12 protein-coding genes, 1 tRNA gene, 3 rRNA genes and 1 other RNA gene are annotated in these 16,143 nt (G+C 40.8%); 13 read left to right on the plus strand and 4 right to left on the minus strand.

What is annotated here, in order from left to right; translation table 11 throughout:
• Window positions 1-70 precede the first annotated feature (70 nt).
• The 4 genes from CSE16_RS00115 to CSE16_RS00130 all read right to left on the minus strand — a co-directional run bounded on the left by CSE16_RS00115 (window position 71) and on the right by CSE16_RS00130 (window position 3,815).
• Window positions 71-1,339 (minus strand): cation:dicarboxylate symporter family transporter, encoded by a 1,269-nt coding sequence (locus CSE16_RS00115; protein ID WP_305849724.1) that lies wholly within the window; start codon window positions 1,337-1,339, stop codon window positions 71-73.
• 81 nt (window positions 1,340-1,420) lie between these two features.
• Window positions 1,421-2,299 carry a response regulator gene (locus CSE16_RS00120; protein ID WP_099422017.1) on the minus strand — a complete coding sequence of 293 codons (879 nt, stop codon included), beginning with the start codon at window positions 2,297-2,299 and terminating at the stop codon, window positions 1,421-1,423.
• 2 nt (window positions 2,300-2,301) lie between these two features.
• Entirely contained in the window at window positions 2,302-3,564 is a 1,263-nt protein-coding gene (locus CSE16_RS00125) for an ATP-binding protein (RefSeq protein ID WP_099422018.1), read from the minus strand.
• A gap of 158 nt (window positions 3,565-3,722) precedes the next feature.
• Window positions 3,723-3,815, minus strand: a tRNA-Ser gene (locus CSE16_RS00130).
• A gap of 130 nt (window positions 3,816-3,945) precedes the next feature.
• Here CSE16_RS00130 and ffs point away from each other — a divergent pair.
• From ffs to CSE16_RS00195, 13 genes are all read left to right on the plus strand, one after another.
• Window positions 3,946-4,213: signal recognition particle sRNA large type (gene ffs, locus CSE16_RS00135), an RNA gene on the plus strand.
• 176 nt (window positions 4,214-4,389) lie between these two features.
• Window positions 4,390-6,144, plus strand: coding sequence for a DNA polymerase III subunit gamma/tau (dnaX, locus tag CSE16_RS00140; protein WP_099422019.1), 1,755 nt, complete (start codon window positions 4,390-4,392; stop codon window positions 6,142-6,144).
• Between the two features lie 27 nt (window positions 6,145-6,171).
• Complete coding sequence (locus CSE16_RS00145) at window positions 6,172-6,486, plus strand: YbaB/EbfC family nucleoid-associated protein (RefSeq protein WP_099422020.1); 315 nt, start codon at window positions 6,172-6,174, stop codon at window positions 6,484-6,486.
• Window positions 6,487-6,558: 72 nt separating this feature from the next.
• On the plus strand, window positions 6,559-7,155 hold the full coding sequence (recR, locus tag CSE16_RS00150) for a recombination mediator RecR (protein WP_099422021.1): 597 nt from the start codon (window positions 6,559-6,561) through the stop codon (window positions 7,153-7,155).
• A 16-nt stretch (window positions 7,156-7,171) separates the two neighbouring features.
• Window positions 7,172-7,387, plus strand: coding sequence for a YaaL family protein (locus CSE16_RS00155; protein ID WP_099422022.1), 216 nt, complete (start codon window positions 7,172-7,174; stop codon window positions 7,385-7,387).
• A 96-nt stretch (window positions 7,388-7,483) separates the two neighbouring features.
• Entirely contained in the window at window positions 7,484-7,750 is a 267-nt protein-coding gene (locus CSE16_RS00160) for a pro-sigmaK processing inhibitor BofA family protein (protein WP_099422023.1), read from the plus strand.
• A gap of 352 nt (window positions 7,751-8,102) precedes the next feature.
• A 16S ribosomal RNA gene (locus CSE16_RS00165) occupies window positions 8,103-9,659 on the plus strand.
• A gap of 210 nt (window positions 9,660-9,869) precedes the next feature.
• Window positions 9,870-12,796: ribosomal RNA gene (locus CSE16_RS00170) — 23S ribosomal RNA — on the plus strand.
• A 60-nt stretch (window positions 12,797-12,856) separates the two neighbouring features.
• Window positions 12,857-12,972 (plus strand): 5S ribosomal RNA (gene rrf, locus CSE16_RS00175).
• The 16S, 23S and 5S rRNA genes sit together here, the layout of an rRNA operon.
• 156 nt (window positions 12,973-13,128) lie before the next feature.
• Window positions 13,129-14,550, plus strand: coding sequence for an aminotransferase class I/II-fold pyridoxal phosphate-dependent enzyme (locus CSE16_RS00180; protein ID WP_099422024.1), 1,422 nt, complete (start codon window positions 13,129-13,131; stop codon window positions 14,548-14,550).
• Window positions 14,551-14,569: 19 nt separating this feature from the next.
• Window positions 14,570-15,199 carry a dTMP kinase gene (gene tmk, locus CSE16_RS00185; RefSeq protein ID WP_099422025.1) on the plus strand — a complete coding sequence of 210 codons (630 nt, stop codon included), beginning with the start codon at window positions 14,570-14,572 and terminating at the stop codon, window positions 15,197-15,199.
• Between the two features lie 69 nt (window positions 15,200-15,268).
• Window positions 15,269-15,598 (plus strand): cyclic-di-AMP receptor, encoded by a 330-nt coding sequence (locus tag CSE16_RS00190; protein ID WP_099422026.1) that lies wholly within the window; start codon window positions 15,269-15,271, stop codon window positions 15,596-15,598.
• Window positions 15,599-15,619: 21 nt separating this feature from the next.
• Window positions 15,620-16,060 (plus strand): YaaR family protein, encoded by a 441-nt coding sequence (locus CSE16_RS00195; RefSeq protein WP_099422027.1) that lies wholly within the window; start codon window positions 15,620-15,622, stop codon window positions 16,058-16,060.
• Window positions 16,061-16,143: the final 83 nt, after the last annotated feature.

Here is a 16,143-nt window from a genome sequence, read left to right on the forward strand (position 1 = left end):
CATTTCAACATAAAAGCTGAAATGCTGCATTTTATAAATTCTGGACATCCGTTCGTGTCAATTTACTAAATTATTTTAAGTTAGCTGCCTGATATTCAGCAAATTTCTTTTCATCAAAGCGTTTTTCCCATTTCGCCATAACAAGAGTAGCTATTGTATTCCCGATAACATTTACAACTGTACGCCCCATATCTAAAATACGGTCAATACCTGCGATGAATGCTAAACCTTCAACTGGAATACCGACAGTACCTAACGTGGCTAACAGTACAACGAATGAAACCCCTGGTACACCTGCGATTCCTTTTGACGTTACCATTAACACAAGCATTAATGTAATTTGTTCAACGATTGATAAATGAATTCCATACATTTGTGCAATAAAGAGTGCAGCAATTGCTTGGTAAAGTGTTGAACCATCAAGGTTGAATGAGTAACCAGTTGGAATAACAAATGAAACAATATCCTTTGGTGCACCCATTTTTTCCGTTTTTTCCATGATGCGAGGTAGTACAGTTTCGGATGATGATGTCGTAAATGCTAGTAATAGCTCGTCTTTAATCATACGAATTAATTTAAAGATGTTAATGCCGAAAATTTTGGCTGTTATCCCTAATACAACGATAACGAAAAAGATCATCGTCCCATAAACTAATAGAGCTAATTTTCCAAGTGGGACAAGAGAGGATAGCCCAAATTTGGAAACGGTAATTCCAATTAATGCAAATACGCCAAATGGAGCGAATTTCATTATTAAGTTTGTCACCCAGAACATCGCATCGGCGGTTCCTTGGAAGAATGCAAGTACAGGCTTACCTCGTTCTCCAATCGCGGCTACACCAAGACCGAAGATGACAGAGAAGAAGATAATCGCGAGCATATCGCCTTCAGCCATTGCCTTGATAATGTTACTAGGTACAATATCAACTAAAATATGAAATGGACCTTGATCTTCTTGCTGAGCTGATGTTTCTTCATACGCAGAAATATCAGTCTTTTCTAACTGGCTCATATCTACGCCAACACCTGGTTGGAAGATGTTCGCTGCTAATAACCCAACAATTATCGCAATTGTTGTAATAACTTCAAAATAAATAAGCGTTTTTCCGCCAAGACGACCTAATTGCTTTATGTCACCAGTACCAGCAACACCAACAATTAAAGTGGAAATAATAATCGGTACAACAATCATCTTAATTAAGTTTAAGAAAATGTCACCAATAGGTTGTAAGTATGTTTGTATGTTAGCGTTTCCATAAAATACAGCACCTACAATTATCCCTAAAACCAAACCGATTAAAATTTGTGCGGCTAAGCTAATTTTAAACTTTTTCAAAATATAGTTCCTCCTAATAAAATTCGATTTAGGACTAGCCTAAACCAATTCTATAAGATAAATACAAAATCCGACAAAATCCGACTAATCTGCTTTACTAATTATTTCTGAATATAAAACTTGAATAAACTTTTTTATGTTGACCTTTGCTTTTCGTTGGTCATTATTTTCTATTTGTTGCATTAAATGACGGATGTCAGTTAAGTCAAAATAGCGCGGTGTATAGTATTCGAATTCGGAATTTGTATAGTCAACAATACCGAGATTAGCTAAGTTGATCATACTAGCTAAAATGGTACGTCGCACACGTTGTTCAATTGCTTTACTTTCTTTTAAAATGTCATCGGGTGTATTTTTTGTAAGCATGGCCACTTTTTCATAAATTTCCTTTAACGGTGGGAGTGGTGCAATTTTATGCTTTTCGATAAGCAATTGTTCAATAATTTTAACGATATCTTCACTCCCGACTTCACCAACAATCCCCATATCATTTAAAATTGATTGAATATGATCTCGTGTCGTTTTTTTTGTATTTTTAACATCAGGCACTTCAAAATTTGTAAGCGATTGACGGATTGCCTGGATGGAATTTTTTAAACGATGCTGCTCTTCAGTGCGTTTTAGTACCATTTGTACTTCGATTTTATTGATCGGCTTGTGAATGAAAAACTCGATACCCTTTTCATAACTTTCGGCCACCATTTCTTTATTGGCTACTTGAGAAATCATTATAAAACTTCCTTCAAAACCGTTTTGGTGCAGGTTTTCAATTGTTTCGATGCCATCAAGATTAGGCATTAAAAGATCAATTAAAACAAATTCAGGTTGCATCATGAGGATCTGGGGGATAGCATCTACGCCATTTTTTGCCTCCCCAATAACCGTGCCTAAATCAAATTCATCAATAATGTCCGATAGCATTACGCGGCTAGCACGATCGTCATCAACAATAAAATAACGCATTGTTAATTTTCCTCCTCACGTAAAAGATTTGTTGGAATCCGTACAGTAAAGCGCGTTAATTGATCGCTTGTTACCGTAATAGAGCCCTGCAGGTTTTCGATAATTGTTTTCGTATGTGAAAGTCCGATACCAGTTGATGCATAACCTAATGTATTGAATTTCGAGGTATAGCCGACATCAAAAATAACGGGTAACAGATGCATATCAATCCCTATCCCATTATCTTCTACAATAAATTCCGTTGTATTTGAATGGATTTTTACTGTTAAGGTAATGATGCCCTGATGTTCGATTGCTTCAACAGCATTGGCCATTAAATTATTTAAAATGGCTAACAATGCGATATGCTCATTTGTTTTAAAATCATTTGGACAAATGGTTTTAAATTGGATTGTTTTTTGTTGTAGTTGTGCATAGTTTTCATTCGCTTCTACAATATAATTGAGTAAATCGGATAGTAAAAAGGCATCCTTAAATTCCGTATTTGTAATTTTCGCTAAGCCTGCATAAATACGTTCATGATCTTTTTTAATTTCATGCATTTCCTGTGAAATTAATAAAGCCTCTTTGCCTAAAGTAGAATCGATTGCTTTTAGTTTTTTATAAAGCTGATAGCTGTTAACAGTTAATTGTTCGACTTGATCCATCGATTTTCGAATATAAAGTACTTCCACGTACAACTCAGAATGAATAGCCATTAAATGTTGTAGTTGTTTTTTTTGTTCGGAAAGTGAAATTGCACTATATAAACCAACAACAAAAAAGCTTCGTAAAAACCCGACGAATACAAATAGCAAAAGAGAATTTGATGTATTCAACTGTGGTGCATATAAGACGGCTGTTGCGATATGTTCGAGTGTATTGGCGATGACCTCAAAAGACATGCCACATAATCCTAAAAGGAAAGGGCGCTTTTTAATATTCTCAAAAGGGATGACATGTATACATATTGCAAAAACAATATAAAAAAGTCCTGCTGGTACATACTCAATAAATGACACAAATGTAGTATGTTCATTTTGTAACATATTAAATACAGTACGCCATGTAATAACTGTAATCGCTGTGATGATTCCTGTTGATAGGATTGGTACTGGACGCACTAAAAGCGCAAAAAAGAAAATAATGCTACCGAGTCCAAATCGAAATGACGCATTGTCAAATGGCATAATTTTTACTTCACTACCAATTGCTGTGAGCAGCGCAATCAATAGCATAATCAAAATAGTCTTTATTGTTTTTGTGAGAGGTTGTGTTGTCTCCAAAAAAGAACCGCCTTTACTGAAAAGTGTTAAGTATTTTATTTTACAAGAAAAGAACATATATAAACATAAAAAAGCACTATATCTCAAAAGATATAGTGCTGTCATTTTAAGTTATAGGTAAAAAAATCCGATACATACAGTAACGGTTAAATTTAAAATGGAGGAGGTAGAGGGATTCGAACCCCCGCGCGGTGTTACCCGCCTGTCGGTTTTCAAGACCGATCCCTTCAGCCGAACTTGGGTATACCTCCAATAGGTAATGTCGTTTTTTCGACATTTATAAATTTAGCATGAGATATGAATTAAGTCAATAATAATTTCAAAAAAATTGTAGAGGCAACTTGTTGCATTTTTAGTATGCACTTAGTATACTAGGTAGTGCCGTGCTAGATGGGGAGGTAGCGGTGCCCTGTAACTTGCAATCCGCTCTAGCAAGATTGAATTCCTTTTCTGAGGCTGTCCGTATTGTTTGGTCTGCCTTTTGCACGTAGTGTTGACGGTTGGGTCCTGCGCAATAAGTACCCATGAACCATGTCAGGTCCGGAAGGAAGCAGCATTAAGTGGTATCACTTATGTGCCGCGGGGTCGCCTAACTTGAGCTGGCGACAGAAGTAACGCTTATGTGCGGCAGTCGAAGAAAGGTGCACGGCATTAATTTGCCAATTCAAACGCACTCATCATTAAAGATGAGTGCGTTTTTTAGTAGAAAATAATAAATGGGAATTTTTGTATTAATTAAATTAGACGTGTTTTTGAAATATATTTCAAATAAGAATATGCTATAATAAAAGTACCAAATTTTAATGAGAAAAGGAGAGGGGAAGGTTGACATATCAAGCGTTTTATCGTGTTTATCGACCACAATCATTCCGCGAAATGTCTGGTCAAACACATGTGAAAAGGACCCTTCAAAATGCTCTCCTCGGGAATAAAACAACACATGCTTATTTATTTTCAGGGCCTCGAGGTACTGGGAAGACAAGTACAGCTAAAATTTTTGCAAAAGCGTTAAATTGTGAAAATGCCCCTGCCAGTGAGCCATGTAATGAATGCGCTACATGTAAAAGTATTACAGAAGGATCGCATACAGATGTAATTGAGTTCGATGCAGCTTCGAATTCAAGAGTAGAGGAAATGCGGGATATTATTGAGAAGGTCCGTTTTGCTCCAGCAGATGCTCGTTTTAAAGTGTATATTATTGACGAAGTGCATATGCTGTCTACGAGTGCGTTTAATGCCTTATTAAAGACATTAGAAGAACCCCCTGAACATGCGGTATTTATTTTAGCGACGACAGAGCCACATAAACTACCTGCAACCATTATCTCTCGTTGTCAGCGTTTTGATTTTAAACGACTATCTTCCGTAGATATTGTCGAGCGAATGAAAATCGTCCTTGAAGATATCCAAATGAATTATGATGAGCAGGCACTTAAAATAATTGCACAAGCGGCAGCCGGTGGTATGCGTGATGCATTAAGTTTACTGGATCAAGTAGTCTCTTTTAGTAATGAATCTATCCAATTAGAAGATGTGTTACTTGTGACGGGGTCGGTTAGCCAAGATGCATTTTACGATATTGCTTGTTTACTCAAAGAAAAAGAAGTTGCTAGTGTGTTAGGTATTGTTGAAAATTTAATCGCGGATGGAAAAGAGCCGTTACGTTTAGCGGAAGATTTTATAACGTTTTTCCGAGATTTATTGTTATTGCAAATGGATGGAACGTTAGAAGAGCTGCTTGAATTTATTTCACACGAACAGAAATTTGTAGAGCTAGCCCAAAATTTTGATGCAGACACACTGTATGGGTTTATTAATATTTTGGCAAAAACACAACAGGAAATGCGCTTTTCACATCACACGAAAATTTATTTAGAGACAGCCCTTTTAAAAATGGCTCAACTTAAAGGGAATGCTCCTGTAACAACTGGAGTGGATTCTGCTTTAGCGGGTAAATTAACATCATTGGAAAATATTGTTGGACAGTTATCGCAACAATTACAAAACGGTGGGGTACCGGCGCAACAAGTAAAAACCCCTTCTCCACAGCGTGTACGACCGGCAGGTAATCAATATAATCCTCCGAATGGGCGCATTAAGGAAGTTTTAAAAACCGCTAGTAAGACGGATATTCAAAAGATTAAGGCTGCCTGGGCAATGTCATTATCGCAAATGCAAAGATCTCAAGCAGCACTTTTAGCTGATGCAGAGCCTGTTGCGGCAAATTCGGATGCTTTTGTGTTAAAATTCAAGTATGATATTCATTGTCAAATGGTAGCAGACAATAAAGGACTTGTTTCGTTGTTTACGCAAGGAATTGCTATGGAAACAGGCATTCAATATGAAGTGCTTTGTATTCCGGAGCAAGCATGGCTCAAGTTGCGAGAAAACTTTATAAAAGAAAATGGCTTGGACCAAAAGAAGCAAGAAGCCAATTCAAACGAGGTAACTGATCAACCGCATTTGCTTGAAGAACAACCTTTTATAGAAGATGCACTACTAGTGGAAGCGCAAGATCCATTAATAGTTGAGGCAGAACAACGATTTGGAAAAGACTTTGTTGATGTTGTCGAAGAATAATAATGAAGTATAAGGAGGAACTTATTTATGCGTGGTATGGGTAATATGCAAGGTATGATGAAGAAAATGCAAAAAATGCAAAAAGAAATGATGGAAGCGCAAGATGCTTTAAATGAACAACAATTTGAAGGTATTGCTGGTGGCGGTATGGTGAAAGTTGTTATGAACGGTCAGCGTCAATTATTAGAAGTTGCTTTAGATGAGTCAGTAGTAGATCCAGATGATATCGAAATGTTACAAGATTTAATCGTTGTGGCAACAAACGAAGCGCTTAAAAAAGTAGAAGACACAACATCATCAACAATGGGCAAATTCACTCAAGGAATGAACCTTCCTTTCTAATTGAATCGTTCGTTTTTGTAGAAGCACATCTCGGTCAATTCGAGATGTGCCTTTTTAAAGGGGGAAGAATGAATGCATTATCCAGAGCCAATATCAAAGTTAATTGATAGTTTTATGAAACTACCTGGAATTGGGCCGAAAACAGCAGCACGTCTAGCATTTCATGTTTTAACGATGAAGGAAGATACCGTTTTATCTTTTGCTAAGGCATTAGTTGATGCTAAACGAAACTTAATGTACTGCTCGCAATGTGGGCATATAACAGATATTGACCCGTGTCATATTTGTTCTGATAAGCAACGAGATGTATCGACGATTTGTGTTGTTCAAGATCCGAAAGATGTCATTGCAATGGAAAAGATGCGTGATTACCAAGGTTTGTATCATGTTTTACATGGAGCAATTTCTCCAATGGACGGTGTAGGACCTGAGGATATTAATGTTGCCTCGTTACTAACACGTTTACATGATGAAAGAGTGCAAGAATTAATATTAGCAACGAACCCTACAATAGAAGGTGAAGCGACAGCAATGTATATTTCTCGTCTCGTTAAACCGTCAGGCATTCGTACAACACGCATTGCACATGGTTTACCGGTAGGTGGCGATTTAGAATATGCAGATGAAGTAACTTTATCAAAAGCATTAGAAGGGCGTCGCGAGCTGTAAAAGTGAGGGGACAGTCATGCTATTTTCCCGTAAAGGAAAATTAAAGAAAGAGTTCGATGAAAAACTAGTTTCTTCTATTAAAGAAACAAAAGAAGATTTGCATAATGCAAAAGTGTTTGAAGAATTAATGGATGATTATAATCTAGATATTATAGCTGAACGTAAAAGAGCAGAAAGTATTCATTATTATTTATATAAAGAAGCACGTATTCGACGCGTTTTAATTAAATGATAAGACAGTATGTATGATTGATAATATTTTCAGTATAGAAATAAGAGGGGCAACAGCAGCATATGTTACCAATAAAGTTCTTTAAAGGATGGTGCAATGCGTTACATTATTGTAGCTTTAGGCTGTTTGTTGCTCTTGTTTTTATTTTTAGTAAGAAAAAATAAACGATTTGGTGCGCTGTTTGAATATTTTGCGATGTTTTGGTTTAAGCTAGCGCTAGTAATTGTTCTTTTATTTGTAGGGAACATGATATTAAGTCGATATGGTTTTCACGTACCAATAAATACCTTTTCAGTCGTAACAATTACCCTCTTAGGTATTCCAGGATTACTTTGTATGGGATTATTAATATTAATCATATAAATATACAGAAAGGGGTTGTATATTTAAAGTTATCGTGGTATATTAATTTAAGTCGCAAAGACGATAATAAATATCGAAAAACTTTTGTTGACAAGAAAGTAATGCAATGGTATTATATAAAAGTTGCTGTTGAGAGACAGCGGAAAACAACTTCAAAAAAGTTGTTGACAAGATATAAGATGTTGTGTTAAGATATAAAAGTTGTCACTTCGAAAGAGATGACGAAATGAACCTTGAAAACTGAACAAGCAAACGTTAATGATTTAAACGTTTAAGTGATGAACTTAAACAAAACATAGATATCAACTTTATGTTGATACGCTAGCAAAGCAAATGAGCTTTCAAACTAACTTTTATGGAGAGTTTGATCCTGGCTCAGGACGAACGCTGGCGGCGTGCCTAATACATGCAAGTCGAGCGGACTTTCATTGGATGCTTGCATCCTTTGAAAGTTAGCGGCGGACGGGTGAGTAACACGTGGGTAACCTACCCTGTAGATTGGGATAACTCCGGGAAACCGGGGCTAATACCGAATAACACTTTTGAGCTCATGTTCGAAAGTTAAAAGATGGTTTCGGCTATCACTACAGGATGGGCCCGCGGCGCATTAGCTAGTTGGTGAGGTAACGGCTCACCAAGGCAACGATGCGTAGCCGACCTGAGAGGGTGATCGGCCACACTGGGACTGAGACACGGCCCAGACTCCTACGGGAGGCAGCAGTAGGGAATCTTCCACAATGGACGAAAGTCTGATGGAGCAACGCCGCGTGAGTGAAGAAGGATTTCGGTTCGTAAAACTCTGTTGCAAGGGAAGAACAAGTAGCGTAGTAACTGGCGCTACCTTGACGGTACCTTGTTAGAAAGCCACGGCTAACTACGTGCCAGCAGCCGCGGTAATACGTAGGTGGCAAGCGTTGTCCGGAATTATTGGGCGTAAAGCGCGCGCAGGTGGTTTCTTAAGTCTGATGTGAAAGCCCACGGCTCAACCGTGGAGGGTCATTGGAAACTGGGAAACTTGAGTGCAGAAGAGGATAGTGGAATTCCAAGTGTAGCGGTGAAATGCGTAGAGATTTGGAGGAACACCAGTGGCGAAGGCGACTATCTGGTCTGTAACTGACACTGAGGCGCGAAAGCGTGGGGAGCAAACAGGATTAGATACCCTGGTAGTCCACGCCGTAAACGATGAGTGCTAAGTGTTGGGGGGTTTCCGCCCCTCAGTGCTGCAGCTAACGCATTAAGCACTCCGCCTGGGGAGTACGGTCGCAAGACTGAAACTCAAAGGAATTGACGGGGGCCCGCACAAGCGGTGGAGCATGTGGTTTAATTCGAAGCAACGCGAAGAACCTTACCAGGTCTTGACATCCCATTGACCACTGTAGAGATACAGTTTTCCCTTCGGGGACAACGGTGACAGGTGGTGCATGGTTGTCGTCAGCTCGTGTCGTGAGATGTTGGGTTAAGTCCCGCAACGAGCGCAACCCTTATTCTTAGTTGCCATCATTTAGTTGGGCACTCTAAGGAGACTGCCGGTGACAAACCGGAGGAAGGTGGGGATGACGTCAAATCATCATGCCCCTTATGACCTGGGCTACACACGTGCTACAATGGACGGTACAAACGGTTGCCAACCCGCGAGGGGGAGCTAATCCGATAAAACCGTTCTCAGTTCGGATTGTAGGCTGCAACTCGCCTACATGAAGCCGGAATCGCTAGTAATCGCGGATCAGCATGCCGCGGTGAATACGTTCCCGGGCCTTGTACACACCGCCCGTCACACCACGAGAGTTTGTAACACCCGAAGTCGGTGGGGTAACCTTTATGGAGCCAGCCGCCGAAGGTGGGATAGATGATTGGGGTGAAGTCGTAACAAGGTAGCCGTATCGGAAGGTGCGGCTGGATCACCTCCTTTCTAAGGATATATTCGGAATCATTCCTTATGGAATGAAACATTAACGTTTGCTGTTCAGTTTTGAAGGTTCATCTTTATGATGAAATACTTCAAAACTTGTTCTTTGAAAACTGGATAAAACGACATTGAAAGCAATAAATAAACAAATGATCAAGAAATTGATCGTGCAATCTTTTAAAATCTTACTCATTTGAGTAAGTGTAACTTATTGGTTAAGTTAATAAGGGCGCACGGTGGATGCCTTGGCACTAGGAGTCGAAGAAGGACGGCACTAACACCGATATGCTTTGGGGAGCTGTAAGTAAGCTTTGATCCAGAGATTTCCGAATGGGGGAACCCACTATGTTTAATCACATAGTATCTTCACGTGAATACATAGCGTGTTGAGGACAGACGCAGGGAACTGAAACATCTAAGTACCTGCAGGAACAGAAAGAAAATTCGATTCCCTGAGTAGCGGCGAGCGAAACGGGAAGAGCCCAAACCAAAGAGCTTGCTCTTTGGGGTTGTAGGACATTCTATACGGAGTTACAAAAGAATGAGATAGTTGAAGCGGCTTGGAAAGGCCCGCCATAGAAGGTAAAAGCCCTGTAAGTGAAACCTCATTCCCTCTTGAATGTATCCTGAGTACGGCGGAACACGTGAAATTCCGTCGGAATCTGGGAGGACCATCTCCCAAGGCTAAATACTACCTAGTGACCGATAGTGAACCAGTACCGTGAGGGAAAGGTGAAAAGCACCCCGGAAGGGGAGTGAAATAGATCCTGAAACCGTGTGCCTACAAGTAGTTAGAGCCCGTTAATGGGTGATAGCGTGCCTTTTGTAGAATGAACCGGCGAGTTACGATTACGTGCGAGGTTAAGTTGATGAGACGGAGCCGCAGCGAAAGCGAGTCTGAATAGGGCGAATTAGTACGTGGTCGTAGACCCGAAACCAGGTGATCTACCCATGTCCAGGGTGAAGGTGAGGTAACACTTACTGGAGGCCCGAACCCACGCACGTTGAAAAGTGCGGGGATGAGGTGTGGGTAGCGGAGAAATTCCAATCGAACCTGGAGATAGCTGGTTCTCTCCGAAATAGCTTTAGGGCTAGCCTCGTGATTGAGAATACTGGAGGTAGAGCACTGTTTGGACTAGGGGGGCATCTCGCTTTACCGAATTCAGACAAACTCCGAATGCCAGATATTTATACACGGGAGTCAGACTGCGAGTGATAAGATCCGTAGTCAAGAGGGAAACAGCCCAGACCACCAGCTAAGGTCCCAAAGTAATCGTTAAGTGGAAAAGGATGTGGCGTTGCTTAGACAACCAGGATGTTGGCTTAGAAGCAGCCACCATTTAAAGAGTGCGTAATAGCTCACTGGTCGAGTGACGCTGCGCCGAAAATTTATCGGGGCTAAACGATTCACCGAAGCTGTGGATGCATCCGTATGGATGCGTGGTAGGAGAGCGTTCTAAGGGCGTTGAAGTCAGACCGGAAGGACTGGTGGAGCGCTTAGAAGTGAGAATGCCGGTATGAGTAGCGAAAGACGGGTGAGAATCCCGTCCACCGTATGACTAAGGTTTCCTGAGGAAGGCTCGTCCGCTCAGGGTTAGTCGGGACCTAAGCCGAGGCCGATAGGCGTAGGCGATGGACAACAGGTTGATATTCCTGTACCACCTCCTCACCGTTTGAGAAATGGGGGGACGCAGTAGGATAGGGTAAGCAGAGCGTTGGTTGTCTCTGTTCAAGCAGTAAGGCGTGTGTGTAGGCAAATCCGCACACTGATACGTTGAGCTGTGATGACGAGTCCGTATGGACGAAGTTCCTGATTTCACACTGCCAAGAAAAGCCTCTATCGAGGTGAGAGGTGCCCGTACCGCAAACCGACACAGGTAGTCGAGGAGAGAATCCTAAGGTGTGCGAGAGAACTCTCGTTAAGGAACTCGGCAAAATGACCCCGTAACTTCGGGAGAAGGGGTGCTCTTGAGCGTGCAAGCGCACGAGAGCCGCAGTGAATAGGCCCAGGCGACTGTTTAGCAAAAACACAGGTCTCTGCAAAACCGTAAGGTGAAGTATAGGGGCTGACGCCTGCCCGGTGCTGGAAGGTTAAGAGGAGTGGTTAGCGCAAGCGAAGCTACGAATTGAAGCCCCAGTAAACGGCGGCCGTAACTATAACGGTCCTAAGGTAGCGAAATTCCTTGTCGGGTAAGTTCCGACCCGCACGAAAGGCGTAACGATCTGGGCACTGTCTCAACGAGAGACTCGGTGAAATTATAGTACCTGTGAAGATGCAGGTTACCCGCGACAGGACGGAAAGACCCCGTGGAGCTTTACTGTAGCCTGATATTGAATTTTGGTACAACTTGTACAGGATAGGTAGGAGCCAGAGATCTCGGAGCGCCAGCTTCGAAGGAGGCGTCAGTGGGATACTACCCTGGTTGTATTGAACTTCTAACCCATGCCCCTTAACGGGGTAGGAGACAGTGTCAGGCGGACAGTTTGACTGGGGCGGTCGCCTCCTAAAGAGTAACGGAGGCGCCCAAAGGTTCCCTCAGAATGGTTGGAAATCATTCGTAGAGTGTAAAGGCATAAGGGAGCTTGACTGCGAGACCTACAAGTCGAGCAGGGTCGAAAGACGGGCTTAGTGATCCGGTGGTTCCGCATGGAAGGGCCATCGCTCAACGGATAAAAGCTACCCCGGGGATAACAGGCTTATCTCCCCCAAGAGTCCACATCGACGGGGAGGTTTGGCACCTCGATGTCGGCTCATCGCATCCTGGGGCTGTAGTCGGTCCCAAGGGTTGGGCTGTTCGCCCATTAAAGCGGTACGCGAGCTGGGTTCAGAACGTCGTGAGACAGTTCGGTCCCTATCCGTCGTGGGCGTAGGAAATTTGAGAGGAGCTGTCCTTAGTACGAGAGGACCGGGATGGACACACCGCTGGTGTACCAGTTGTCTTGCCAAAGGCATCGCTGGGTAGCTATGTGTGGACGGGATAAGTGCTGAAAGCATCTAAGCATGAAGCCCCCCTCAAGATGAGATTTCCCATTACGCAAGTAAGTAAGACCCCTGAAAGACGATCAGGTAGATAGGTTCGAGGTGGAAGTGTGGCGACATATGGAGCTGACGAATACTAATCGGTCGAGGACTTAACCACAATTTATTGCACAATTTCAATGAAACGTTTATCCAGTTTTGAAAGAACAATCTTTCATAGTGAAGTGATGATGGCAAAGAGGTCACACCCGTTCCCATACCGAACACGGAAGTTAAGCTCTTTAGCGCCGATGGTAGTTGGGGGCTTCCCCCTGTGAGAGTAGGACATCGCTTCGCAAATTAAAACCCACTGAGAAATCAGTGGGTTTTTTATTGTTAAAGAAATCATAAAATAAAAGTGCATATATAAGTTGTTTAAAGGATGTGGGGTTTGTCGGATTTTACAGACCACCTTATAATAGGAAGAAAGATAAACTTTGTTGAGGTGTAACGATGAAAAGAGAAAGACCAATCGTAGAAGCATTACAAAAATTTATAAAAAATAAGCCGCTCTCATTGCATGTACCAGGGCATAAGAATGGAATGCTTTCTAACTTACCAAATGGAATAAAAAAAGCGTTAACATATGATGTAACAGAATTAACAGGATTAGATGATTTTCATAATCCGGAAGAGGCCATTTTAGAAGCAGAGAAATTATTAGCTCGAACATATGGAGCAGCACAAAGCTTCTTTTTAGTAAATGGTTCAACGGTCGGTAATTTAGCGATGATTTATGCAACGTGTCAGCAAGGGGATACGGTCATCGTGCAAAGAAATGCGCATAAATCAATTTTTCACGCGTTAGAATTAGTGGGTATCAATCCCGTCTATATTGCACCAAAATGGCACGAACAAAGTCAAACTGCGGGGAGTGTCCAACTAGAACAATTAGTACAAGCACTAAATTTATATCCTGATGCAAAAGCAGTAATATTAACTTATCCTACTTATTATGGTGTTACGACAAAAAATTTAGAAAAACAAATTTCATATTGTCACGGAAAGGGGATTCCTGTACTTGTAGATGAAGCGCATGGTGCCCATTTGACTGTCAGTAGTCAATTACCTGCTTCTGCGTTAGATTTGGGAGCTGATGTTGTTGTACAATCTGCACATAAAACATTGCCAGCTATGACAATGGCTTCTTTTTTACATATTAAGTCGACACGGGTAGATGCTCAAAAAGTAAATCATTATTTACGGATGCTTCAATCAAGTAGTCCCTCTTACTTACTATTGGCGTCATTAGATGATGCGAGGCAGTATGTGACGGGGTATACGGAAAGTGACTTTGTTTACTTAATGGAGAAGCGTAAACAATTGATTGAATCGTTACAAACATTAACTGAGCTTCAAGTCGTTGAAGTAGATGATTTGTTAAAATTAATTGTACGAGCACCAGGATATACAGGCTTTGAGTTGAAACTAGCATTGGAGAAAATGCAGGTATTTGTCGAATTAGCAGATGCCAATCAAGTCCTATTAATTTTACCTTTATTAAAGCATGGAGACACGTATCCATTTGCAGATTTGAGAATTCGAATGAAAGAGGCTTTAATACAATTAAAAGAATCACCAGGTCATTTAGCTCAAGTAAATCAACTGGGAATTGAAATGTCTGCACTTACTAAGCCTGAATTAAGTTTTGCCCAAATTGAACGTGCTGAAAAAGAATGGGTACCTTATGTGAGGGCAATTGGCCGTGTTGCTGCATCGACATTAATACCATATCCACCAGGAATCCCATTATTTATTCCAGGTGAAAAAATTACGGTTGCAAAGTTGAGTCAACTAGAGGAATTATTAGCAATGGGTGCTGCTTTCCAAGGAGAGCATCGTTTACATGAAAAACTAATTTATGTCATAAAATGAAAAAGGGGAGAATATAAACATGCAAGGGAACTTATTTATAACATTTGAAGGTCCGGATGGTGCAGGGAAAACGTCTGTATTAAAATCAATAGGAGAACGTTTACAGCAAAATCAAAAAGATGTTCTACTGACAAGGGAACCTGGTGGTATCGAAATTGCAGAAAAAATCCGCTCCGTCATTTTAAATCCTGAACATACAATGATGAATGAGCGTACAGAGGCATTACTTTATGCAGCGGCAAGAGCGCAACATTTTTATGAAAAAGTCATACCAGCACTGGGGCAAGGAAAGCATGTACTATGTGATCGATTTATTGATTCTTCCCTTGCATATCAAGGTCATGCAAGAGGAATTGGTGTAGATGAAGTGTTATTAATTAATCAATTTGCAATTGGTCAAAGGCTTCCGGATATCACAATTTATTTTGATATTGCACCCGAAAAAGGTTTGGCACGAATTCATGCTAATCGTTCAGATGAAATAAATCGCCTAGATGTCGAGGGGTTAGCATTCCATCAAAAGGTGTATGAAGGCTATCAAGAAGCAATGAAACGTTATCCAAATCGATTCCGTGTAATCAACGCGGATCAGCAGATAGAGGATGTTGTCGAAGAGGTATGGGGGATTTTAAATCCAATATTAGGGTAAAAGTAAATGAAGTGGACCTTCAAGTTATGATATAATAGAAGCACCAATTCAATGAAGGGGTGAGTACGGATGAAGTTAGTAGTAGCAGTTGTGCAAGATCAAGATAGTAACCGATTATCAAATGCTTTGACGAAAAATAACTTTCGTGCGACGAAATTAGCAAGTACAGGTGGTTTTTTACGTTCTGGAAATACAACATTTTTAATTGGTACGGATGATTCGTTAATACCGAAATTATTGGATATTATTCGTGAAAACTGTAGATCACGTGAACAAATGGTAGCACCAGTTTCGCCAATGGGTGGAAATGCAGACTCTTATATTCCGTACCCTGTGGAAGTTGAAGTTGGCGGAGCAATTGTCTTTGTTTTACCAATCGATCAATTCCACCATTTTTAATATAGTGGAGGCGATAGATAAATGAAAATCAATCAAGATATCCGACTTGGTATGAATACTAATCGCAATGATTTACGTCCAACAAACCAAGGCAATAATCGTTTTGGTGATATGGTTTTGAAACAAGGATCTAAAATGCAAACAGAGCAACTGACAAGGCTTTTAGGTGACATTTCAGCAGCGGGTAACCGTGTCGCGCGTTCGCGTAATTTACGAGAACTTGCACGATTTAAAATGCTGGTGAAGCGTTTTTTACAAGAAGCGGTGGATTATGGTTTAGAGATGAAACAATCTCATACATGGAATCGTTTTGGTGAAGGTAGACGCTTAAAAATTGTTGAAACAATCGACGAACGACTTGTTGAGTTAGCTGAAGATATATTAAATGAAGAAAAAGAATCTATTGAATTATTAGCGAAAATTGGCGAAATCAAAGGTCTCTTAATTAATCTTTATATGTAAAGTATCCCCGTGTCTTTGTCGCGCACTAGACACGGGATTTTTTCTAGTATCGCTTTAACGTGCTTCAGCAAAAGTCCTCAACT

The sequence above is a fragment of the Solibacillus sp. R5-41 genome (assembly GCF_002736105.1).
Taxonomy (GTDB): Bacteria; Bacillota; Bacilli; order Bacillales_A; family Planococcaceae; genus Solibacillus.

Bases quoted from the DNA above. Each gene is read 5' to 3' on its own strand.
- tmk (WP_099422025.1), top strand. From the start codon at position 14,570: ATGCAAGGGAACTTATTTATAACATTTGAAGGTCCGGATGGTGCAGGG.
- CSE16_RS00180 (WP_099422024.1), top strand. From the start codon at position 13,129: ATGAAAAGAGAAAGACCAATCGTAGAAGCATTACAAAAATTTATAAAA.
- CSE16_RS00120 (WP_099422017.1), bottom strand. From the start codon at position 2,299: ATGCGTTATTTTATTGTTGATGACGATCGTGCTAGCCGCGTAATGCTA.
- CSE16_RS00195 (WP_099422027.1), top strand. From the start codon at position 15,620: ATGAAAATCAATCAAGATATCCGACTTGGTATGAATACTAATCGCAAT.
- CSE16_RS00155 (WP_099422022.1), top strand. From the start codon at position 7,172: ATGCTATTTTCCCGTAAAGGAAAATTAAAGAAAGAGTTCGATGAAAAA.
- recR (WP_099422021.1), top strand. From the start codon at position 6,559: ATGCATTATCCAGAGCCAATATCAAAGTTAATTGATAGTTTTATGAAA.
- CSE16_RS00160 (WP_099422023.1), top strand. From the start codon at position 7,484: ATGCGTTACATTATTGTAGCTTTAGGCTGTTTGTTGCTCTTGTTTTTA.
- CSE16_RS00145 (WP_099422020.1), top strand. From the start codon at position 6,172: ATGCGTGGTATGGGTAATATGCAAGGTATGATGAAGAAAATGCAAAAA.
- CSE16_RS00190 (WP_099422026.1), top strand. From the start codon at position 15,269: ATGAAGTTAGTAGTAGCAGTTGTGCAAGATCAAGATAGTAACCGATTA.